The 21919-nt window shown below is 48.7% G+C and carries 19 protein-coding genes and 1 pseudogene; 11 read left to right on the forward strand and 9 right to left on the reverse strand.

The window, feature by feature from the left end:
* Nucleotides 1-2: 2 nt before the first annotated feature.
* Nucleotides 3-512 carry a hypothetical protein gene (locus tag AC0KUT_RS16085; protein WP_488831410.1) on the forward strand — a complete coding sequence of 170 codons (510 nt, stop codon included), beginning with the start codon at nucleotides 3-5 and terminating at the stop codon, nucleotides 510-512.
* Nucleotides 472-1278, forward strand: a complete 807-nt coding sequence (locus AC0KUT_RS16090) for a helix-turn-helix domain-containing protein (RefSeq protein WP_488831411.1) — start codon at nucleotides 472-474, stop codon at nucleotides 1276-1278. Before AC0KUT_RS16085 ends, AC0KUT_RS16090 begins: the two co-directional genes overlap by 41 nt.
* On the opposite strand, the gene AC0KUT_RS16095 is transcribed toward AC0KUT_RS16090, so the two are convergent.
* The gene (locus tag AC0KUT_RS16095; RefSeq protein ID WP_488831412.1) at nucleotides 1279-2412 is read right to left on the reverse strand and encodes a serine hydrolase domain-containing protein; all 1134 of its coding nucleotides are present in this window, start codon (nucleotides 2410-2412) and stop codon (nucleotides 1279-1281) included. It lies immediately after the preceding gene.
* 429 nt (nucleotides 2413-2841) lie between these two features.
* Between AC0KUT_RS16095 and AC0KUT_RS16100 the strand changes: the two genes are divergently transcribed.
* The 5 genes and pseudogenes from AC0KUT_RS16100 to AC0KUT_RS16120 all read left to right on the forward strand — a co-directional run bounded on the left by AC0KUT_RS16100 (nucleotide 2842) and on the right by AC0KUT_RS16120 (nucleotide 6647).
* Complete coding sequence (locus AC0KUT_RS16100) at nucleotides 2842-3306, forward strand: helix-turn-helix domain-containing protein (RefSeq protein ID WP_488831413.1); 465 nt, start codon at nucleotides 2842-2844, stop codon at nucleotides 3304-3306.
* Between the two features lie 213 nt (nucleotides 3307-3519).
* Nucleotides 3520-3910 (forward strand): annotated as a pseudogene (locus AC0KUT_RS16105) (IS110 family transposase); the annotation flags it as partial.
* Nucleotides 3911-4092: 182 nt separating this feature from the next.
* Nucleotides 4093-5121, forward strand: a complete 1029-nt coding sequence (locus AC0KUT_RS16110; protein ID WP_488831414.1) for a transposase — start codon at nucleotides 4093-4095, stop codon at nucleotides 5119-5121.
* Between the two features lie 448 nt (nucleotides 5122-5569).
* A complete protein-coding gene (locus tag AC0KUT_RS16115; RefSeq protein ID WP_488831415.1) occupies nucleotides 5570-6409 on the forward strand; it encodes a hypothetical protein in 840 nt (279 codons plus the stop codon).
* 19 nt (nucleotides 6410-6428) lie between these two features.
* Nucleotides 6429-6647, forward strand: coding sequence for a hypothetical protein (locus AC0KUT_RS16120; protein WP_488831416.1), 219 nt, complete (start codon nucleotides 6429-6431; stop codon nucleotides 6645-6647).
* 238 nt (nucleotides 6648-6885) lie between these two features.
* On the opposite strand, the gene AC0KUT_RS16125 is transcribed toward AC0KUT_RS16120, so the two are convergent.
* The 7 genes from AC0KUT_RS16125 to AC0KUT_RS16155 form a co-directional block, all read right to left on the reverse strand.
* The gene (locus AC0KUT_RS16125) at nucleotides 6886-11196 is read right to left on the reverse strand and encodes a YhdP family phospholipid transporter (RefSeq protein WP_488831417.1); all 4311 of its coding nucleotides are present in this window, start codon (nucleotides 11194-11196) and stop codon (nucleotides 6886-6888) included.
* A 29-nt stretch (nucleotides 11197-11225) separates the two neighbouring features.
* Nucleotides 11226-12695 carry a ribonuclease G gene (rng, locus tag AC0KUT_RS16130; protein ID WP_488831418.1) on the reverse strand — a complete coding sequence of 490 codons (1470 nt, stop codon included), beginning with the start codon at nucleotides 12693-12695 and terminating at the stop codon, nucleotides 11226-11228.
* Nucleotides 12692-13321 (reverse strand): Maf family protein, encoded by a 630-nt coding sequence (locus tag AC0KUT_RS16135; RefSeq protein ID WP_488831419.1) that lies wholly within the window; start codon nucleotides 13319-13321, stop codon nucleotides 12692-12694. The genes rng and AC0KUT_RS16135 overlap by 4 nt, the downstream gene beginning before the upstream one ends.
* A 48-nt stretch (nucleotides 13322-13369) precedes the next feature.
* Nucleotides 13370-13861, reverse strand: a complete 492-nt coding sequence (gene mreD / locus AC0KUT_RS16140; protein WP_488831420.1) for a rod shape-determining protein MreD — start codon at nucleotides 13859-13861, stop codon at nucleotides 13370-13372.
* A complete protein-coding gene (gene mreC, locus AC0KUT_RS16145) occupies nucleotides 13861-14691 on the reverse strand; it encodes a rod shape-determining protein MreC (RefSeq protein ID WP_488835767.1) in 831 nt (276 codons plus the stop codon). Before mreC ends, mreD begins: the two co-directional genes overlap by 1 nt.
* A gap of 120 nt (nucleotides 14692-14811) precedes the next feature.
* Nucleotides 14812-15846 (reverse strand): rod shape-determining protein, encoded by a 1035-nt coding sequence (locus AC0KUT_RS16150; protein WP_488831421.1) that lies wholly within the window; start codon nucleotides 15844-15846, stop codon nucleotides 14812-14814.
* Nucleotides 15847-15925: 79 nt separating this feature from the next.
* Nucleotides 15926-16132 (reverse strand): hypothetical protein, encoded by a 207-nt coding sequence (locus AC0KUT_RS16155; protein WP_488831422.1) that lies wholly within the window; start codon nucleotides 16130-16132, stop codon nucleotides 15926-15928.
* Between the two features lie 227 nt (nucleotides 16133-16359).
* Here AC0KUT_RS16155 and gatC point away from each other — a divergent pair, with 227 nt between their 5' ends.
* The 4 genes from gatC (at nucleotide 16360) to AC0KUT_RS16175 (ending at nucleotide 20010) form a co-directional block, all read left to right on the forward strand.
* Nucleotides 16360-16647: an Asp-tRNA(Asn)/Glu-tRNA(Gln) amidotransferase subunit GatC gene (gene gatC / locus AC0KUT_RS16160; RefSeq protein WP_488831423.1), complete on the forward strand. Its 288-nt coding sequence runs from the start codon at nucleotides 16360-16362 to the stop codon at nucleotides 16645-16647.
* A 62-nt stretch (nucleotides 16648-16709) separates the two neighbouring features.
* Nucleotides 16710-18164, forward strand: coding sequence for an Asp-tRNA(Asn)/Glu-tRNA(Gln) amidotransferase subunit GatA (gatA, locus tag AC0KUT_RS16165; RefSeq protein WP_488831424.1), 1455 nt, complete (start codon nucleotides 16710-16712; stop codon nucleotides 18162-18164).
* A gap of 18 nt (nucleotides 18165-18182) precedes the next feature.
* Nucleotides 18183-19628 carry an Asp-tRNA(Asn)/Glu-tRNA(Gln) amidotransferase subunit GatB gene (gene gatB / locus AC0KUT_RS16170; RefSeq protein WP_488831425.1) on the forward strand — a complete coding sequence of 482 codons (1446 nt, stop codon included), beginning with the start codon at nucleotides 18183-18185 and terminating at the stop codon, nucleotides 19626-19628.
* A gap of 85 nt (nucleotides 19629-19713) precedes the next feature.
* A complete protein-coding gene (locus AC0KUT_RS16175) occupies nucleotides 19714-20010 on the forward strand; it encodes a PA4642 family protein (protein ID WP_488831426.1) in 297 nt (98 codons plus the stop codon).
* A gap of 251 nt (nucleotides 20011-20261) precedes the next feature.
* Here the strand turns inward: AC0KUT_RS16175 and AC0KUT_RS16180 are convergent, their stop codons facing one another.
* Entirely contained in the window at nucleotides 20262-21887 is a 1626-nt protein-coding gene (locus tag AC0KUT_RS16180; protein WP_488831427.1) for a methyl-accepting chemotaxis protein, read from the reverse strand.
* Nucleotides 21888-21919 lie beyond the last annotated feature (32 nt).

Below are 21919 nucleotides of genomic sequence, written 5' to 3' on the forward strand. Positions count from 1 at the left end.
GATTGAATCTTAATGTCGCCTATCGCGCACAAGTCATCACGCTATCAGGTGAGCTTCTCCGCGAATGCTTCTCTCCACTACTACACACTGCCACAAATGTGTTAACCGGTGGCCAGTCAAGTATGTTTTTACGTAATTTCCACGTCTATTTTCGAAGAACTGATCATGGTGTTTTTAAATATAATTGCTGCCACACAATGTGCGTTTCTCATATTTATGCTAATACGCTTCGGGCGCACACAAAGGACGAATCAGATCCTGATTCTATTGCTGCTGGCTATAGCCATCTCTTTAGCGACAGAAAGCTTGCTAACAACAAGGCTTTTTCAAACATGGCCACAACTCAGCATGCTATTGCTGCCTTGGGATCTGGTTATAGGCCCACTCCTACTATTTTATTTTCAACAGTCCTTACATTTCAAAAGTCGCTTGATCATTCAGGCTCTACATTTAACACCGGCACTCATCCTAATGTTAATTGGTTTGCTACTCGCGGTATTGATTTCCAATGAACTATGGCAAACCATATTCGTCGAGGATGCCGACGAGCCTCCACAATTTGACATGGCATTACTCGCGGTTCAGTGTCATGTCGCCATCTATTTAGTTTTGTGCTTGCGCACTTGGCTCAACTATCAAACTTGCACGCGCAACTTTTTTTCATCGACTGAAGGTATTGAGCTGAACTGGCTACGCCGCATACTGTGGATTTTTGCAGCAATGTGGATCATATGGCTACTAACAAATCTATTCGCGGCAAAGCTGCCATCTCAAACTTACTTGGATTTTGCATTTCCTTTTGGCATCTATTTTCTGGGCTACAGCGCGTTAATGTATCGTAATGCCATATTACCGGAGCAAATTCCCTTAATCGGCAAGGCTTGCGAAGCGCAAAGCACGACTCGCAATACGAAATACCAACGCGCATTTCTTAGCCGCGAGCGAAATGCAACCTTACAGAAGTCGCTTGCAGAAATAATACAGCGAGATTTACCCTTTCTAGATCCTGCGCTGAATTTAGCGACCTTGGCAACATCCGTCGGTGCCAGCTCACACGAACTTTCGCAATTACTGAATGAGGAATTAAATGAAAGCTTTTATGACTTCATTAACCGTCAGCGCATTCAAGAAGTACAGCGCTGCTTAAAAGATCCAGCCCATGCAACACAAACCATTTTGGATATTGCACTACAGTGCGGATTCAACTCGAAAGCCGCGTTCAACGCGGCTTTTAAACGAGTTAGTGGTTGTACACCAAGTCAGTTTCGCAAAGGTTAATTAGTAAAATCGCAACACCCATTTATTCAACACATCCATTGTCCATGAGTCTGATGCAGTGTTTGTGACTGCGAACACGGCGCGTGAACCGCTAAGCTCCACAACGACCAAAGACTCAAAGCCACTAGTTGAACCACTGTGAAATAACACGTCCTCGTTGTTAATAACACCGCGATACCAGCCCAACGCATAATCTTTCTCTTCAAGACTTTTGAGCCGGTCAATGTAGCTAAAAGGAATCGGAGTAGATTCACCCTTAAACGCTTTTAGGTGCCACTGTAGATACCGACCATAACTTTCTTGATTCATTGATAAGGTGCCTGTAGCCACAAATAGCTCATTGATTAACTCATCAATTGGATCAGCAGGATCAAGCACCTCAATACCTTCTTTGCTATTTCCCATATGCCCAAAAGGCTGGGTCGAGTCCTGCGCCGCAGGCGCTGCAGTACCTACCCTCAACCCCAGTGGGTCCAAAATTCTATCTTTCAGCAGCCTATTAAAGTCTTCGCCGCCAATCCGCTCCATAATAACGCCAGCCACAATATAGCCAGCATTTGAATAAAGTAATTCTCCTCGGTCGGTCGCGGGCTCTTGTGACAAAATCCATTGTGCGGCGAGCAAACGTCGCGCCTGAGAACTATCGGGTAGTGCAGTCCAATCAAATGTGGCGGCTTCATCCGCATTTAAAAGCGGCAACAAACCACTGCGATGATTCAACAACTCTTCAAACTTAATAGTCCGGTTTATGGCGGGAATTACATCTGCCAATTCGGGCAGTAAATCGGCTAGCGTGCTATCCCAGCCCAGTAAGCCGTCTTCCACCATAGAAGCTGCAAGCATTGCAGTTAGCGACTTGCCATTGGAGCCGAGCCCCATATAACTATCTACCTCTAGGAACGCAGCCTCCGGACTCAAGCGCTTAAGTCCCGCCGCAGCCCCGCTGATTTTCTGAGTATCCACTTCAGCGAAAACAACGCCAACCAGCCCATCCTTTACCGCTCCCTGAGCAGCTTTTGCTACCTGATATAGCGGTGCCGTCGGCAATGGCTCATCACTCGATTTATCATATTTACAAGCGGCCACCCCCCAAATAAGACCAGCCACACACAGAAAAGATATAATTTTATTCATAACAAAACGCTCCAAGTAAAATATTGAAACGTCACTTTGATCCATTTTAGACACCCAATCGTCCTGCCCCATGGGATGAGACAGTAAATATTGAGAACACTCACTAATTACTAGCGTCCTTGAGGGGCGCCATTATTTACCACCAAGTAGAGCGCTATCGCGATCTGAGCATTGACTCTTCACCTTTATCCGCGAACAGTTAGAACTGCAGGATTAAGCTACCGCGAAAATCCCATAAAAAATGCCCCTGTAAGCCATGTTTACAGGGGCATTTTTTATGGCGAGAGAATCTTAAAACCAGCTTTTGAACGACAAACCTCTTAATTGCGCCACCAATAACCTAATGTCGGGCGAAAGTCGGGTAAAAATCCTAACCGACTTTGCTAGAGTCAACCAATACTCAGGGTTCACACAGATCGGAGCACATAAATGATTCTCAAGGAACTGCGCATCAGCCGCCACATCTCTCAAGAACAATTAGCGCAAATGTCTGGCCTGAATGTCAGAACCATTCAGCGTATTGAAAGCGGTAGCAACGCCAGCCTGGAATCACTTAAATGCATTGCCGCTGTGCTTGAAGTGGATATTTCAACACTGAACCAGGAGAAACTTATGATCGACAAAAGCTCAGACAATTGGAAAAACCAACCCGTTTGGATCAAGTGGTGGTTCTTTTTTAACTACTGTAGTTTTCGCCCCTCCAGAAAAGCGACGACCAGAGGCATAGCACTTACACACACCAGCGGCTTTCTATTTTGCTGCATGGGAATCATCAATGAAGGCGCCTTAGTCGGCGGGCTATTCATGCTCTTAACTGCCTATTTCCTAACGTTTCTCGCTTGGCAAGGCGATAACTATGGAATTTGGTTTGATACTGAAACTGACGATGCTTAGTAGATTTTCACTCTGGCGAAGAATACTCCAATTAGTGATCCTCATTTTGATTCTTTGGTACATTTTAATTGGTGGGTGCTGAGATGGACGCTCCCCAACCGGCGTCAATTGCGCCAAAATAGGCTTTCTAGAGCTATTTAATGAGGAGCGTCCACCATGAATTTTAAAGTAATTAGTATTGATTTGGCAAAAAATGTTTTTCAGTTATGTGGTATGGATAGCCACCAAAAAATCATATTCAACAAGAAAGTGAAACGTGAGAACGTGCTCAATAACTTTTCAAATATTGAAGCTGATATGGTTGTTATGGAGGCTTGTTATTCTTCCAATTACTGGGCGAGGGCTTTGGAGGAGATGGGATTCACAGTCAAATTAATTCCACCCTTTCAAGTTAAGCCTTTTGTGGTAGATAATAAAAATGATCACAATGATGCTATAGCTATTGCAGAGGCTTCGTTGAGGCCAACTGCGCGCTTTGTACCCACCAAGAGCATTGAGCAACAAGATATTCAATCTTTAGATAGAATTCGTGAACGATTGGTAAAGCAGCGAACTGCGATAATCAATCAATTGAGAGGACTATTAAGCGAATATGGTGTTGTTTTACCGACGGGCACCATTAAAATTTTAAATGAAACACCCTATGTACTAGAGGATGCAGCGGAAAGATTGAGAACACCCACTATTTAACACACAGCACCTTAACTCTTCATGCTTGACAACTGCGTTTCAGGGATACATGATTACTGTACGTTAATACAGCCCCCCTAAATCAGGAAGATAATTATGACTCGTCCACGACGCGAGCTTATAGCCTTGGAGGCAACCCCTTACTATCACTGCGTGAGTCGTTGTGTGCGACGAGCATTTTTGTGCGGGAGCGAGGGCCAGTTTAATTTTGAGCACAGGCGTGGCTGGATTGTTACACGGATTAAAGAGCTTGCCAGCATTTTTGCGATAGATGTCGCCGCCTATGCCGTTATGTCTAACCACTATCATCTAGTGCTGCGTATTCATTCCGAACTTTCTGCCCAATGGTCTAACCGTGAAATTATTACTCGCTGGACTCAGCTTTATAAAGCCCCCGTATTAATTGAGCGCTACCAACTACAGCCGCAACTTTCTAAGGCTGAACTCGATGTTGTTGAGGAGATTATTCATTGTTGGCGGCAGCGCTTAAGTGACATCAGCTGGTTTATGCGCTGCTTAAACGAACCTGTCGCGCGCATGGCTAATGCTGAGGACAAGTGCACGGGGCGATTTTGGGAAGGGCGCTTCAAATCTCAAGCGTTATTGGACGATGCCGCAGTCTTAAGTTGTATGGCCTACGTGGATTTAAACCCTATTCGCGCCGCCATGGCGAACACACCTGAAAATTCTGATTACACCAGCATTCAAGAGCGATTGGGTATTGCTCCTAGCATAGTTCCCACCAAGGACACGACTGAACCCTTATCTCAAGCCACCATCAAGCCATCAATTTCCCGGGCACCGTTGCTCGCCTTTACGGGTGATGAACATCAAAATAATTCCTCCATCCACATTCCTTTTCACTTTACCGACTATCTCGAACTCGTCGATTGGACGGGGCGCATATTACGCAGCGATAAACGCGGCGCCATTCACCATGCACTGCCACCCATTCTCACACGCCTTGGCATATGCCCTGAACGCTGGCTGCACAACTGCAATCATATGGGTAAAGACTTTCACCGCGCCATAGGCCCGATTGCTAAGCTTGAACAGCTCTGCGAAAAACTCAATCAACGCTGGCTCAAAGGAGCCAGCGCCTGCCGATTGCTTTACTCGGCTTAACCATATTCCTTCACTTACCACCTAACCTAGATTTTAGGTATTAAAACTCGCCTGCGGCCTGGTGAGATTACGCCAAAATTATCAACTCGATTTATTCATTGTGCCTTCGATCAAAAAATCACTAAATATGGAAAAGACATGGCTTTTTAGAGAGCTATTTGAGGTCAAGTGGTTGTGCACTTTTTAATTGGTGGGTGTCCTCATTTTGCCGCTTATTGATTTATGTTTGAACAAAAAATTTCTAGACTGGTTATGTTCATTCTGTTGAAATTAGCTAATTCTATTTAGCCTAAAAGATCGCGGCTTTCCATTTTTGGATATATGAATCATTAAATACCTGCTGGTACTATAAATAATATTTTAAGTTTAGGTGAATTCTGATGATTCGAAATTCTTGCGGTTGCAATTTTCTGTTGATTTTAAACTATTTTCACCAAGGTGATTGAGAATGAAACCCTTCAGTAAATCGTTCTATTTTATTTCAGTAAAAAGTATAGCTATTTGTGGGATATTGTTTGTTGTTCCTGGCGCTGGTTGTGCTGATTTAGCGTTAACTTCCGAGGTTGTTATTTCAACTGCAAGCTTGCAGAAAGATGTTTCAGTTGAGTTAATTACAGAGTCGTCTAAAGATTTTAGGTTGCCAGATAAGTCGCGAATTGAAAACCAGAAGCTTCCATTAAGTTTCAAATTAACGTATGGAGGTGAGAATCAATTATGCCAGAGCTATGTATCAATGCTAAATGCCGCAAAGTACATGGGATACCCTGCTTGTGAGAGAATAATATTGTCAAATTATTTAGATGTTAAATATCCTGAGTGGGAGGAAATAACCGATAAAGAAAACGCCATACATATAATGGAGGAGAGACTCACATTAGCCTTTGCAGCGAAGAAAAAACTAGCTTCGAGAGATTATGTGATTAAAGCGAACCTTGTGAAACGCAATATTGATACGGGGGACGATAAGCTGTATAGGTTCAATGCTGATTTGAACGGCGACGGTAAGGTAGAAGTAATATATAAGCATACATGGATTTTTAGGGGGGCTGAAAGTTTTGCGCACTGTAAAACTGGTAAAGAATATTATGTCGATGACTCCACTGTTTCATTGGAGAATCCTAAAATGTATAAAACTCTTGGTTATGATTTTTTAAGTGGCTCAGGTTACAGCAATTTGATGATTATACAGGGCAGCATTTATAGAGAGGCCTGGGAGGGACCTACTTTTGAAAATGTCATTACTATCTATACATTGGATAAATTAAAAGTGTGTAATTTTAGTTTGTAACTTAATTAAAGGAATTTTTATGTTGTCGGCGAATAAGGTTTTAACGAAGGAAGAATACGAAGACTTACGATGGGAGGTCATTAAGAGGTTGGAAGGGGTGAAATCGTTACCTTATATTGCCGATGAGGGAATTGCAGTTATTGGTGTTGGTTTTAACATAGAAGAGAATCCTACTTTAAGGGACCTTCGCAATACCCCAAAAGCCAAAACGGTCGCCGCGACTCATATCCCTTTTTAGGGAAAGCTTGCAACCCGCTGAATTCACTAGAGAAAATCGCTATTTTTAAAATCATCCAAAAATAACAGTCGCGGCGACCGTTTTGCCGGAGTTTGGGGGCGTTAGCCTGTTGGGGAATGCGGCAGCGGTAGTGCCTTTTTAATACGGTAGCGGAAAAACAATAAAACCATCGCGCGATGGTTTTAGGGATTGCAGCAATCATGATTGGCTACAAGAAAATGGGGGCTTAATAATTTTTTTATTCTATCATTGGTTCGGTTGTTTCTGTTGACTCGGTTTGTTTAGCAGTGGGTTTAGTTCGCCCTGTTTTATTGTTGGAGCGCTTTAATTTGCGCGCCTGTTTTTTTGCTTCTTCTTTGGCTTTTTCCTCTTCTGTTTTATTCACGCTGTCGCGCAGGCTTTTTTCACTTTCGAAGAGTCGGTCGAAGCGCATGGTGGGGTTATCCCAGCTCCCCGAAATGGCATAGGTGAGACTGGTGGCTTGATCCACTTGTTTTTTGAAGAGTTTACTGACGAGGTAAATACCTGCTGCTGCCGGTAAGCCTGTCGCTAGGGCGGTGAAGAAGGTTAGATTACCTGCAACGGGCAAGGTTGCGACCAAGCGTGTATCGATGGTTTCGCGGCGCAGGTCAATGGTGCCCGCCATTTGCATACCACTCGAGGGCGTGCGCACGACTAAGGGTTCAGCAAACACCATAACGCCTTGATTGAATTCTACCTTGCCGTTGATTTCGTCGTAGGCGAGGCCACTTTGATATAGATCGGAAAAGTCCAAACGCATACGCCGCGCTAAGGAGTCGAAGTTCAAAATCGACATGAGCCGCAAAACGCCATCACCTGCGGTAGCGTCGCGCTTAAAGCGGCCCTTTTCCAACCAGAGGGTCATATCGCCATTGAGATTGACTAAGGAAAAATCCTGCGGGCTGCCGAGCCAATATAGATCGGTTTTGAAGCGTGCAGCATGGCTTTCAATCGTGTCGGGCTTGTCCCACTGGCGCAGTACGGCACCCATGTCACTGGCGCTCAAGCTGCCAATAAAGCGGCTTTTTACACCTTGATCTGTATGCTGCCAAATGAGCCGCGCTCCATCCAAATCATCCTCAATACCACTGATGCGCACGCCGCGAATACTGCCGCGAATATTGTCAAAGACCACACCTTTTTTATTGGGACGCAGTTGCACAGACCAGCTGCCAAAGTTGTCGCCATCGAGACTGAGTGAGGCTATGTCGATATTTGCTAGAGGTAATTTGCGCGGGTCAATCAATTCCAACTGCTGAATCGGTGTTACTTCCTCCGTCAAGCTCGGGGCATTATTTTCCACTGGATCAGACGTTGAACTTACTGCAGGTGCTAATAGGCTGGCGCTGCTTAGGGCTAGGCGCTGCAACTTAAGCTGCAGTGGGCTAAAAGAGTTGTAGGGCACCTCTAGGCTGCCGGCCAATTGCTGATTTTCCAACTGCAAATGCCAAGCGCTGGCATTGCGCTGTGCCTTAACACCGAGGTCAACCAAGCGCAACGCGCCCACATCGTAGCGCGCAAGGTTTAGATCTATTTTGAGCGGGAGGCCTGCCACTAAGTTGGCATCCTCGGGCGATTCGACGAGTTCTGTTGGCTGTGCCTGACTGAAGGTTTGTCCAAAGCCTTGATAGCGCGCTAATACTTCTTGCCAAATGGCTAGATCGAATTCAGCGAGTTTGCCGCTGATTAAAAAACTGGGCTCATCCGCTAACTGCGCTTTGGTAGCTAGCGCTATATTCACCCCCAGCAACGACTTTTCACCAAAGCCGCCGGCACTGCGCTGCAAACGCAAAATACTGTTCGCCTGTTTACCGTAGCTCAGCTCTACTTGCGCCTCTTGCTCTTGTAGCGCCAGCGTCAGTGCCAGCCGACGCTTGCCCTTGGCCGTTTTGCCATAGGGAGCGGGTAAATCTACGGCCACATTTTTTAGCGTCGTCACAACGCGCACACTAACCGCTGCGGCACCAGCAAAATCCTTAGCTGATACCAGGCTGGTAGCGGATTCGCTAGAGCCTGACCCTGCGTCAGCGGCGCCGGATTGCGAAGGTTCTTGAGCTAATTGCGGTTCTATCGGCGCAGTGATCGCCTTACTTTTGAAGCCGTGCCGTAGCGCTATCTGCGCTTTGTAGGGCATAAGCCCCTGCATAAAAAGCAGCTCTGGGCGTTTGCTCCAAGCGGCCAAAGGCGCTATGTCAGCCGCACCTTCAACATCAATGAGTGTGTGTGATGCGTAGTTTTCCGCCGGCGTTTTTTCACTCTTAATCGTTGCACTTATCGGCTGATCAAATAAATTAGCCGTGAGCTGTTCACTCGCTAAACCATTGTCACTGTTGTAGGTCAAATGACCACTGAGATCGTGCAAGCTCAGATCAATATTGCCCATGGCAAACTGTTCTGCCGTGAGATCTATAGCGACGCGCTGAAAACCCAGATTCGCCTTGGCGCCACCAAGGGGAACGGCTAGGTCAAGTGTTGCATCCATGACGCCGGTAATACGCCAACTGCTCATGGCATCGTTTAGAATTCGCTGCAGCGCGCCCTCTTGCAATACTTTCAAACCATCGGCTGCAGGCCCTGCCACACGTCCTTTAAGTTTGAGCAGCGATCCTTTAGACGATGGCAATACACTCAATTGTGCTTTAGATACTTGGCTAGTGTAAATTTGCGCGGTATCTATAGAACTAAATACCTGATTATCATCAAGCAACAATCGCCCGCTGATGTTGCTTAACGGTGGCCAGTCAGCCTGATAATCCAGCGCTGCATTTTTAATATCCAAATAAAGTTGATGGCTGCGCATGGCATGATTTTTAGTGTTGAGCGTACCGCGAAATACCAGACCCGCACTGCTGGCCATGCCAGAGTTCTCCGTGCCGATGCTGCGCGCCAACCAGGTACTCAATGAATCGGCAATGAGTGCTGGGGTGTATTTTTGATAGAGGCTTGCACTGAGCTGACGCGCACCCACATCCAAATAAAGGTCTATATCGCCCGAGTTGCGTTGCCAGGGTATCGCCAACCACATATAGCCCTTTAACTGCTCTGCTCCTTGCGTAAATTCCAGCGCACCGCTGTTTACATAAACTTGATTTAACTCCGGCAAGAGTTCCCACGCCACCTGCCCGCGCGCGCGTTCAAACGCCATGGGCGCGGCGTAAGTTGGAGAGAAGTGCATACTGAAGTTATGCTGGCTATCAATATTGAAAAAGCCGCCTTTTTGGCCCGCTTCAATATAGCCATCTACCCCAGTAAGTGCGGGTACACCGCGCCACGCATCCACTTCCAATTGCACACCATTGGCTCGCAGCTGCCATTCTTTAGGTGCAGTCAAAGGCAGGTGAAGGTGCAGATTTTTGAGTTTTCCACGCGGATTGAGCGTAAGCAGAATTTCTTGCAACTTGTCATTGCCGAGCGTCCCTGCGCCATCCAATAGATGCAGCAAGCGCCCAACATCTAGTTCCGCCATGCTCATCTCTAGTGGCTGTTTAAAACCAGCAGAACCCACGGCCAAATTAATACCACTAATCTGCTGCTCACGCAGGCTGGCTTGGGTGTTTTGCATGGCCAAACGCCAAGAACCCGAGCGCAGCCAATATCCTGTTAGCTCCGTTTCAAAACCATCCAAGGCCACTTGGCGCTTCGCCATAGGCAGTGCCAAGCGCTGTAATCCAATACGGCCAGAGAGATCAAAACCATCGTCTTGCGTGCGGCTTTCGAACCAGATATTTGCATCTACTATCCCTTGGCTTTTTAGCCCAACCTTATGCGTGCCGCCAAGTAAAAAAGCACTGGCCGCGGCTATAGGTTCGCTGGTGGGAAATTGATTGAGCTGTAAATAGCCGGCGCTGTGAAACTCGCCTGCTACACGCGGGTCGCCTTGGCTTTCCATCACCAAGTAAACACTGCGCGGCTGATTACCTACATCCACTTGCAGCGAGAGGCGGTGGAAATCATTGCGATTCTCCAGCAGCACCGAGGGTGCATCCAGATCGAGCTGCTCACCTGTGGCAAACTTCAGGCGAAAATGACTTTCCTTCATTTCAATGCGCTGCGAGAGCAAGAGCATATCCAGTAATTCATCTAGCTGCACTTTAGTATCAGCGGGTGCGCTGCGATCTTTGGGCAGGCCTGCCAGCTGCCAAAGGCCTTCCGGTGTCTGCACAAACTCTAACGACATTTGGCGAATGCCCAGATGGCTCCAGACAAGGCGACGATTGACGAGGGATTCAAGAATATCCAAGCGCAGGCGCGCCTGTTTAAAAGCGGCTATGGGCTGCTGCTCTTGGTTGGAGATACTGAGGTCGCGAATATCCAAGCTAGGCTTAAGCCCATCCCAAGCAGCCTTAATATCACCGATTTCCACCTGGGCATTAAAACTGCGCGATAGGTAGGCGGCAATCGGTTGATTGTAATCGTCTACCAAATGGGAAAAGCTGCGCCCAGACTGCACCATCACCGCCAATAAAATCAGGGCAATGGCCAGCAGCAAGTAGAACCACTTAACTATTTTGCGAAGCGCGCGCGTCATTGAAGATGTTAAATTCCAGAGTTAACTAACTAAACCAACACAATATCGTATTGCTCTTGATGAAAGAGCGTTTCAACCCTGAATTCTACCGTGCGCTCTATGAACGCTTCCAAATCGGCCACATAGGCGGCCTCTTCATCCAAGAGGCGATCTACGACTAAAGGCGATGCTAAGACCAAAAACTTTTGATTGTCATAGGTGCGCGCCATACGCAGCACCTCGCGGAAAATTTCGTAACAAACGGTCTCCGCCGACTTTACTTGCCCGCGCCCTAAGCATATCGGGCAGGGCTCACACATCATCTGCCCGAGGGATTCGCGGGTGCGCTTGCGCGCCATCTCCACTAAGCCCAACTCCGATACACCGGTGATGCGCGTTTTGGCGTGATCCTTTTCCAAACATTTTTCTAAGGTGCGCAGTACTTGGCGCTGATGCTCAGGGTCCTTCATGTCAATGAAGTCGAGAATAATAATGCCGCCGAGGTTACGCAACCGCAACTGGCGCGCTATAGCTGTCGCCGCTTCCATATTAGTCTTGAAGATAGTTTCTTCAAGATTGCGATGACCGACAAAAGCGCCGGTGTTCACATCCACCGTGGTCATGGCCTCAGTCTGTTCAATGATCAAATAACCATTGGACTTGAGTGCAACCCGCGTATCCAGCGCGCGGTGAATTTCTTCTTCCACGCCGTACAACTCGAGCAGTGGACGCTCGCCGCTGTAGAGTTCAATCAAATCCGTTAACTGAGGGGAATACTTGCGCGCAAATGCCTGCATTTGTTGCCATGTCAGGCGCGAGTCGACGCGAATGCGATCGATAGGTGCGCGCGCCATATCGCGCAGCGCGCGCAGATAGAGCGGCATATCGCGATGAAGTTCCGCAGGCACTCCTAAACTCGGTAACTTTGCACTTAAATCAGCCCAAAGCTGGCGCAAAAAGGGAATATCCGCAATTATCGCCGCGGCATCTGCGCCTTCGGCGACAGTGCGAACTATAAAGCCACCTTGAATGTCTTGCTCCGCAACGGCTTGCTCAAGGGCATCGCGCAAGCGCTCGCGCTCGGCATCATCATCAATACGAGTAGAGACGCCAATATGGGTGCTATTGGGCATATACACCAGATAGCGCGATGATAACGTGAGATGAGTGGTGAGGCGCGCACCCTTGGTACTAATAGGATCTTTGGCAATCTGCACCAGCAGCGTCTGCCCCTCGCGCACCAAGGTGCGAATATCTGGTGCTTCAGCGCGACGCAATTCGCCCTCGGGCGGCTCGGGCGTCATATCAGCGGCGTGAATAAAGCCCGTACGCTCAAGCCCTATATCTACAAAAGCGGCTTGCATACCCGGCAGCACGCGCACCACCTTGCCTTTATAAATATTGCCCACATAGCTTTCACCGTGGCTGCGCTCTATATAAAACTCTTGCGCCACACCGTTTTCCACCAGCGCTATGCGCGTTTCAACGGGCGAGACATTAATCAGTATTTCTTCACTCATAGGGCTTGCCACCAGTTAACACCAAAGTCGCGCAAGAGCGCGCAGGTGGTTTCAATCGGCAGGCCGACCACACCGGAATAGCTGCCGCGAATTTCTTGGACAAATACTGCCCCTAAGCCTTGAATCGCATAGCCGCCCGCTTTGTCTTGGGGTTCGCCGGTATGCCAGTAAGCTGCAATTTCAACGTCGGCCAAGATGCGAAAGGTGACTTGAGTTGTCGATATAGCAAAAGCCTGGCGTGCGCCACTGTGCAGTGCAACCGCCGTAATCACCTCGTGGGTACGCCCAGAAAGTTGCCGCAACATGGCAGCGGCATGGGCTTGATCGCGCGGCTTTTCCAGAATTTCTCCATCGAGCAAGCCGAGTGTATCGGCGCCCAATACGGGAGCGAGCGGTAATTGTTGAGCAATTAAAGCAGCATAACCTGCGGCGGCTTTTTCCCGCGCTAAGCGCTGCACATAATCGACAGCGCTTTCACCTTGCGCTGGTGCCTCTTCTATAGAGGCAGAAATAACCCCATGACGCACACCAATTTGCCCTAAGAGCTCGCGGCGGCGCGGCGATTGGGAGGCGAGATAAAGATCTACTGATACAGAATTCTCTAACACAGGGCCGCTCCTCGTCATAAAGCTGTTATGGATACAACCGGCCTATAAATACCAGTATGAGTAGGTTTAGTGTAAGCGATGACGGCGCGTTAGCAGATTGAGCCACCAACTACACAGCGGCCACAAAAGCGCACTAGTTATGGCGGCATACAAAAATTGCGCACCATAGAGCTGCCGCCCCGCCATACCCTGTACCCAGTTATCGGTAAGCTGCGCAATCCCGATCAAAATAAAAACCCAACCCGCTTGCTTAAACAGCGAAAAATTACTCACCCGCTGGTAGGAGAGAATACAGATATAAGCCACTATCACCAGTGCCAAACTGTGTTGCCCAAAAGGCACACCTTCGAGCAGATCTTGAAACAACCCAAGAACACAGAGCATCACTAAGCTCAGGCTTTGCGGCATGAAAAAAATCCAATAAATGGCAACCAAGAGCACAAACTCAGGGCGCCACCAACGCATTGCCATTGGCAGAGGAAAAACAGAAAGTATGAGCGCCACAGTGAAACTGAGTGCTATGGTGAAATAGAGATTCCAAGAGCCGTGACTGAACATTAGCGCCCCGCAGCCGAGGAACTGGCAGCTGACGACTCCAAATGATTAAGCAGCGCACCAGGCACAGAATTTTGTTCGCGATTTTCAAATACTAAGAGCAAATGACGGCTGCGATCCAAACGCGCCATCGGCTTAGCAATAACCGTAAGAAATGCCTTGCCTGGGTCGCGCATCACCTGCGTCACTTCTGCGACAGGATAGCCAACGGGAAATCTATCGCCCAAACCAGAACTCACTAACAAATCGCCCTCGCGAATATCGGTATTGGTTGATACATGGCGTAAGCTCAAACTATTGAGATCGCCCGTACCCTCGGCAATAGCGCGCACACCGTTGCGATTGACCTGTACAGGAATGGCATGGGTGGAATCGGAAATAAGCAGCACCGTACTAGAATCTTCACTCACTTCTGTAACCTGCCCCATCAACCCAAAGGCATCCAACACTGGCTGGCCTTTAAACACTCCAGAGCTGGCACCGCGATTAATGATCACCTTATGACTGAGGGGATTGGGCGAAACCCCAATCAACTCAACGATCAATACCGTGTCTTGCAGCATTTGGCTGGCGTTGAGCAGCTGGCGTAAACGCACGTTTTCTGCCGCGAGTGAGGCCATTTGCTGCAACTTGCGCTGATGCACTAAGAGCTCCGTTTTGAGGGTGTCATTCTCCGCACGCAAATCAGTGCGCGAGACAAAGGTATCCTTACGCCAATCATTGAGACGGCGCGGGACATCAGTCAATTGGTAGAAGGGGGTGGCAAGCACCGACAGTTTTTGACGAAGAAAATCGAGGCGATTGGTATAAAGGCCAAAGACGACCAGCGCCATCATTAAAAAGATGAGCAGAAAAGCGCGGCTAGTCGCGGATGAGCCTCGAGCAAAAAGCGGTTTAATGGTGCTATCTCCCCTGACAAAAAAGGCGATGCAGTTGCATCGCCTCGAGAGCTATCAAGACGACAGCAGGTCTATATTGCGCTTGTCATTGAGTTCCATCGCCATGCCGCCGCCGCGGGCCACACAGGTCAATGGATCTTCCGCCACAATAAAAGGCAAGCCGGTTTCATTGGAGAGCAAACGGTCGATATCGCGCAGCAGGGCGCCGCCGCCGGTCAATACCACACCATTTTCGGCGATGTCTGAAGCCAATTCTGGGGGCGATTGCTCCAGCGCACTTTTCACCGCTTGCACTATGCCCGCGAGCGGGTCTTGCAGGGCTTCGAGAATCTCATCGCTGCTCAGGGTAAAGCTGCGCGGTACACCTTCGGCAAGGTTGCGGCCGCGCACGTCGATTTCGCGAATTTCACTGCCGGCAAAGGCGCAGCCAATTTCTTGCTTGATACGCTCTGCGGTAGCATCGCCAATTACGCTGCCGTAGTTGCGGCGCACATAGTTCACAATCGCCTCATCAAAACGGTCGCCGCCAATGCGCACTGAATCTGAGTAAACCACGCCGTTCAAGGAGATAACAGCAATCTCAGTGGTGCCGCCGCCGATATCCACCACCATGGAGCCATTGGCTTCGGCGACCTTTAAGCCAGCGCCAATTGCCGCTGCCATAGGCTCTTCAATCAAACGCACTTCGCGCGCGCCAGCACCCAGTGCCGATTCGCGAATTGCACGCTTTTCAACTTCAGTGGAGAGACAGGGAACGCTGATAAGAACGCGGGGAGAAGGGCTGAACCAAGAGTTTTCATGTACTTTGCGAATAAAGTGTTGGAGCATTTTTTCGGTCACTTGGAAGTCGGCGATAACGCCATCTTTCAAGGGGCGAATGGCGGTGATGTTGCCCGGTGTACGGCCCAGCATACGCTTAGCCTCCACACCCACTGCTTCCACAATTTTGGTGCCGTTGTGATGACGAATCGCCACTACCGATGGCTCGTTCAATACAATGCCGCGCCCGCGTACATAAATCAGGGTGTTGGCAGTGCCAAGGTCAATCGAAAGGTCGTTGGAGAAGGCTCCACGTAAAAGTTTTAACATGACAAGACTGCGCCTTAATAAGAATTGGGTTTTTGATGAATTTGTGTGCCCAGGTGGCACCGAGTAAATTTGTGCCTTTTTATATGCCGCGACGCGAAAGTCCGGCAGGCAAATTAATCACTCCTTGAATGACCTTGGCGAAACACAAGGCATAGATCCCTGAAAATTTTTTTGAAGCGCGCAGTATAAGTGAAATTTCGCTTTTTATCTGGGCTAATTTACGCTGTTCGATGAATTTACCGCTCAAGAAACCAGCAAATCGCCGACTTTTTTCTGCTCTTAACAAGAGCAGTAGTATTCCGATGATTAAAATTCAAAAAAGTTCGCATTAAAAACCAAGTTACGCGCGCGCGTTATTGCGCGAAAAGTCCAAAGCGCGGGCACTCTATCAACAGCAGGGGATTTAGAGCAAGGCACAAATGTGGTACCTTGAGCGCCCTTTTTTGTCGATTTCACTGTTTTCGCCGGATTTTGCCCTAGGCGCCTCGGCGGTATTTTTTTGGAGCTTAAAGCATGGCTGTAGATCGTTCCGATATTGCAAAACTCGCCACTCTGGCGCGCATCGCCATTAGCGATGAAGCGGCCGAGGCCACCGCCAAGAGTATCTCTGAGGTTTTGGCCCTCGTTGATCAACTGCAAGCGGTAAACACCGAGGGTGTTACGCCCATGGCGCACCCGCTCGATGCCGTACAGCGCCTGCGCGCCGATGTGATCACTGAGACCAACCAGCGCGAAGCCTTTCAAGCCGTGGCGCCCGCCACCCAAGACGGCCTCTACCTAGTGCCGCAAGTGATTGAATAAGCATCTAGGCCTACTTTTATTTATCCGCGACATACCAGCTCGCCCCTGTTAGGAATTTTTGAATGCATCAGTTAACCATTGCCGAGCTCGTCAAAGGTCTGCGCAGCAAGGACTTTTCCAGCGCCGACGTGACCCAGCACTACCTCGACCGCATCCAGCGTTTGGATGGCACTTACAACAGTTATATCACCGTCACCCCAGAGATCGCCCTTGCACAAGCTGCTGCCGCCGACGCGCGCCTAGCGGCCGGTAATGCACCCGCACTTTGCGGTGTACCTATTGCCCACAAAGATATTTTTTGCACCAGCGGCGTACGCACCTCCTGCGCGTCAAAAATGCTCGATAAATTTATCGCGCCCTACAACGCCACTATCGTTGAAAACTATTTAGCCGCAGGCGCCGTTATGTTGGGCAAAACCAACATGGACGAGTTCGCCATGGGCTCATCCAACGAAACCAGCTATTACGGCCCAACCAAAAACCCTTGGGCGCTCGACTCAGTGCCCGGCGGCTCATCGGGCGGCTCCGCAGCGGCGGTTGCGGCACATTTAGCACCGGCGTCTACCGCCTCTGACACCGGCGGCTCGATTCGCCAACCCTCTGCTTTTTGTGGCCTTACCGGCATTAAACCCACCTATGGGCGGGTGTCGCGCTGGGGCATGATCGCCTACGCCTCCAGCCTCGATCAAGCAGGCGTTATTGCCCGCAACGCCGAGGACGCTGCACTACTGCTCAACACCATGGCCAGCTACGATGCCAAAGATTCAACCTGTATTGAGCGCGAAGTGCCCGACTACACCGCCAGTCTCAATAACTCGCTCAAAGGCTTAAAAATTGGCGTACCCAAAGAATATTTTGGCGAAGGCTTAAGCCCTGAAATTGCCGCGCACATAGAGGCCGCCATTAAAGTCTACGAAAGCCTTGGCGCAAGTATTCACAGCATCAGCCTGCCGCACACCAACTTGTCGGTTCCGGCTTACTATGTAATCGCCCCCGCCGAAGCCTCTGCCAATTTGTCGCGCTTTGACGGTGTGCGTTACGGTCATCGCTGTGAAAATCCTAAAGACTTAAATGACCTTTATACCCGCTCGCGCGCCGAAGGTTTTGGCGATGAAGTGAAGCGCCGTATTTTGGTCGGTGCCTACGCACTTTCTGCCGGTTACTACGATGCCTACTACAACAAAGCGCAGCAGGTGCGTCGCCTTATCAAGCAGGATTTTGTGGATGCATTTGCGTCAGTGGATGTCATTCTCGGCCCGACGGCGCCTTCAAGTGCGTGGAAATTCGGCGAGAAATCGCAGGACCCAGTCGCTATGTACTTAGAAGATATTTACACGCTGGCGACCAACCTCGCAGGCCTGCCCGGTCTGTCTATTCCCTGCGGTTTAGTGGATGGCAAACCCGTCGGCATGCAATTGATTGGCAACTTTTTTGCCGAAGGCCAATTGTTAAATGTGGCCCATCAATTCCAACAGACCACCAACTTCCACCAACAAACTGCCCCCGGCATTGAATAAGCCAATAGGAGAATAAATATGCAATGGGAAACTGTTATTGGCTTGGAAGTTCACGTCCAACTCGCCACCAAAACTAAAATATTTTCGGGTGCCAGCACCGCTTTCGGCGCTGAACCCAACACCCAAGCCTGCGCCATTGATTTAGCCCTGCCTGGCACCTTACCCGTCGCCAACGAACAGGCATTTCGCTACGCCACCATGTTCGGCTTGGCCGTGAATGCAGAGATAGGCAAGCGCTCGGTGTTTGAACGCAAAAACTATTTCTACCCAGACTTGCCCAAAGGCTATCAAACGACGCAGTTGGCAGAGCCAATTGTGGGTGCTGGTTTTGTGGATTTGGAATTAGAAGGCGGTCGCACCAAACGCGTACGCATTCACCACGCGCACTTGGAAGAAGACGCAGGCAAATCATTGCACGAAGATTTCGCGGGCATGAGCGGTATAGATTTAAACCGCGCCGGCACACCGCTGATTGAAGTGGTAACCGAACCGGACATGCGCACTGCCGAAGAAGCGGTGGCTTTCGCCAAAAAACTCCACGCGATTGTGACCTCGCTTGAAATTTGCGACGGCGAAATGAGCCAGGGCTCAATGCGTTTTGACGTGAATATTTCTGTGCGGCCACTCGGCCAAAAAGAACTCGGCACGCGCACCGAAACCAAAAACCTAAACTCATTCAAATTTATGGAAGAGTGCATTGAGCTAGAAGTTGAACGCCAAATTGATGTACTGCTGGACGGCGGCACCATTCGCCAAGAAACCCGCCTGTACAACGGCGACACCAAAAAAGCCCGCTCCATGCGCAGCAAAGAAGACAGCAACGATTACCGCTACTTCCCCTGCCCTGATTTATTGCCGGTAATTATCGACGACGAATTTATCGAGTCAGTACGAAAGCAAATGCCAGAGCTTCCAGAAGCTAAACGCGCGCGCTTCGTTGAGCAATACGGTTTAGGCGACTACGACGCGGGCCAAATCACCATGGACAAGCGCAGCGCCATTTTCTTCGAGGCCAGCACCCAGATCAGCGGCGAACCAAAACTCACCGCCAACTGGATCATGGCCGACTTGGGCGCCTACTTAAATCGCACTGAGCAGCGCATCGACAAATCGCCTATTACCCCCGAACTATTGGCGGGCTTAGTGGTGCGCATTAAAGATGGCACCCTCTCCAGCAAAATCGCCAAACAAGTATTTGAAGCCATGGCCAATGGCGAAGGCGATGCCGACACCATTATCGACACCAAAGGTTTAAAACAGGTTTCCGATACCGGTGCGCTGGAAAAAATCATCGACGACATACTCGCGGCCAACAGCGCGCAAGTGGAGGGCTACCGCGCCGCCGACGAAGCCAAGCGCGGTAAGATGCTCGGTTTCTTTGTAGGCCAGGCCATGAAGGCCTCCAAAGGCCAAGCCAATCCACAAGCCTTGAACGAACTATTGGTGAAAAAACTTAACGGCTAATTAGCCTGAGTAAACCATCAACCTTAATAGCCAAAAAGCGCGCAGCGCCATACAACCTGCGCGTCAATTTTTACGAGACATTAAAATGAGCCTACGCAAAGACAAAGAAAAAGTACTCGGCGAAACCTTCGACGAAGCGCGCATTAAAACCTTCTTCGACTACGACGCCCCCGCCGGTGTAAACGCCGACTTTCACTTATTAGAAAAAGCCTACCGCGGCATGCGCGGTGAAAACTTCGCCACTTTCGTTAAATTATTTATTGAAGATGGTCGCGACATTAATGCTGTTGGCAGTGAAGGAAAAACTCTGCTGCAAATCGCCAAAGAACACCGCAACGGCGAAGAGTACACACTGGCTTTGACAGCAGCCGGTGCAAAATAACCAGGGATTATTTTAACTGCTGAAAAACTCCACTTTGCTTGCTGCAAACTGATGTGCATTTCACCAGAGCCCAAGGCACAGGCTCTAGAATGAGCACGACCAGAATGAGCACCATAAGGATATGGCCTGTGATTCTCACGAACAAGTAAGTCTTTCAAAACAGCAAAGGTCTTTCGATACAGCTAAAGGCTTTCGATACAGCTGAAGGCTTTCAAAAAAAGGTACTTCAAAAACTTGAAGTACCTTTTTAATCACACCTTAAAAGCTTCGACCATTTTATTCATGGTCCCAGACATATGGCTAAGCTGCCTAACTGCAGTATCAATCCGTTCGGTTGCTGCCACTGTCTCTCGAGAAACTCCCGCAATATTCACAATATTTTTATTGATCTCTTGCGATACTTGCGATTGCTCCTCAGTGGCGGTCGCAATTTGCATATTCATATCAGAAATCATACTCACCGCATGATTGATAGCGCTAAGCGCTTCTTGGGTAAAACTATTTTGTTCTTTCGTCCGCTGAATCATATGGGTAATTTGTTGCGTAGAATTGACCGCCTCGCCGGTCGCTCGCTGTAAACGCTCAATCATATCTTGAATTTCTTGAGTTGAATCTTGAGTGCGCTTAGCTAAAGATCTCACTTCATCAGCAACAACTGCAAAGCCGCGACCTTGATCACCCGCGCGAGCTGCTTCAATGGCAGCATTCAAAGCGAGCAAGTTAGTTTGCTCTGCAATACTTTTGATAACGTCTACCACTCGACCAATAGCGTTACTGTCATCGGAGAGCAGTTGGATTTTGGTCCCCGTTAAACTCATTTGGGTAGCTAGCTCTTCAAATTGCTCAACCGTTTCAGCCACCACACCCGATGCTTTAGTTGATTGATTGCTAGCTTGCTCCGCAGCCTGAGCTGCCTGCTGCGCATTGCGCGCAACCTCTTCAATGGTAGCAGTCATTTCGGTGCTGGCAGTTGCAGCCAAATCCGTATCCCTCTGCTGACTGAGCATACCGCTGTTTGTTTGCAGGGTAATAGCGTTTAAATTTTGCGATTCAACGTTGAGTTCCTGGCTCGTTTTTCTTACATGCTCAATAATGTCCCGGAAATGACTAATCATCTTTTTAAAGGCCACCGCCAATTGACCTATTTCATCAGCCCGTTCAAAACCAACTCGCACGGTTAAATCAGAGTTCTTCTGCGCATTTTCCAATGCATTTTTCACATCCACCAAGTGCGCCGCAATACCATTTGCGGTTAAGTAGCCAACAATAGCTATAGATAAAGTAACTAACAGGGCAGTCGCAATAAAAATATTTCTACTGGAGCTATATAGCTGTTCAGCAGTATTTCTTTCTAGCTCCGCAACATGAAGTTGGAGTGTTATCAACTCACTGACTTTTTCGCTTATAGGATCAATAACCCGATAAAGCTGGCCATTAATCTGTGCTAACTCGCCATTGTTACTTGAGCCCATTTTTTGGAGTGCTGCTTTTACCTTACTAAGCTCTGGATCGGCAGCAGTAAGGGAGACTTTTAACTTAGTGATGAGCGCCTGCTCGTCCAGGGTAAGATGCGTCTGCAAATAGCTGCTTAATTTTTGCTGAATAGTGCTCTCTGCTGTGCTTATAGAGCTTAAAGCCTCTGCAGGGGAGATCAGACTCTTATCTGCTTTATTTACCGCATCGATAATGTTGACTGCATAAGCATCTGCAATGGTTTTAAGTTGCTCCAGGGGGACTATTCGATCATTGTAAAGCCCCTGCATACCTGAATTTATGCGCGAAAAGGTATTTATTGAAACAAAACAGAGAAGAATGAGCGAAATCACAGGCACTGCCAGTAACAGCAGTAGTTTAGTGCGTATGCCTAGGGTATTCATGATAATTTTCCTTCCGAAATCGGAATCCAATG

The sequence above is a fragment of the Cellvibrio sp. 25HG11W-0 genome (assembly GCF_057815475.1).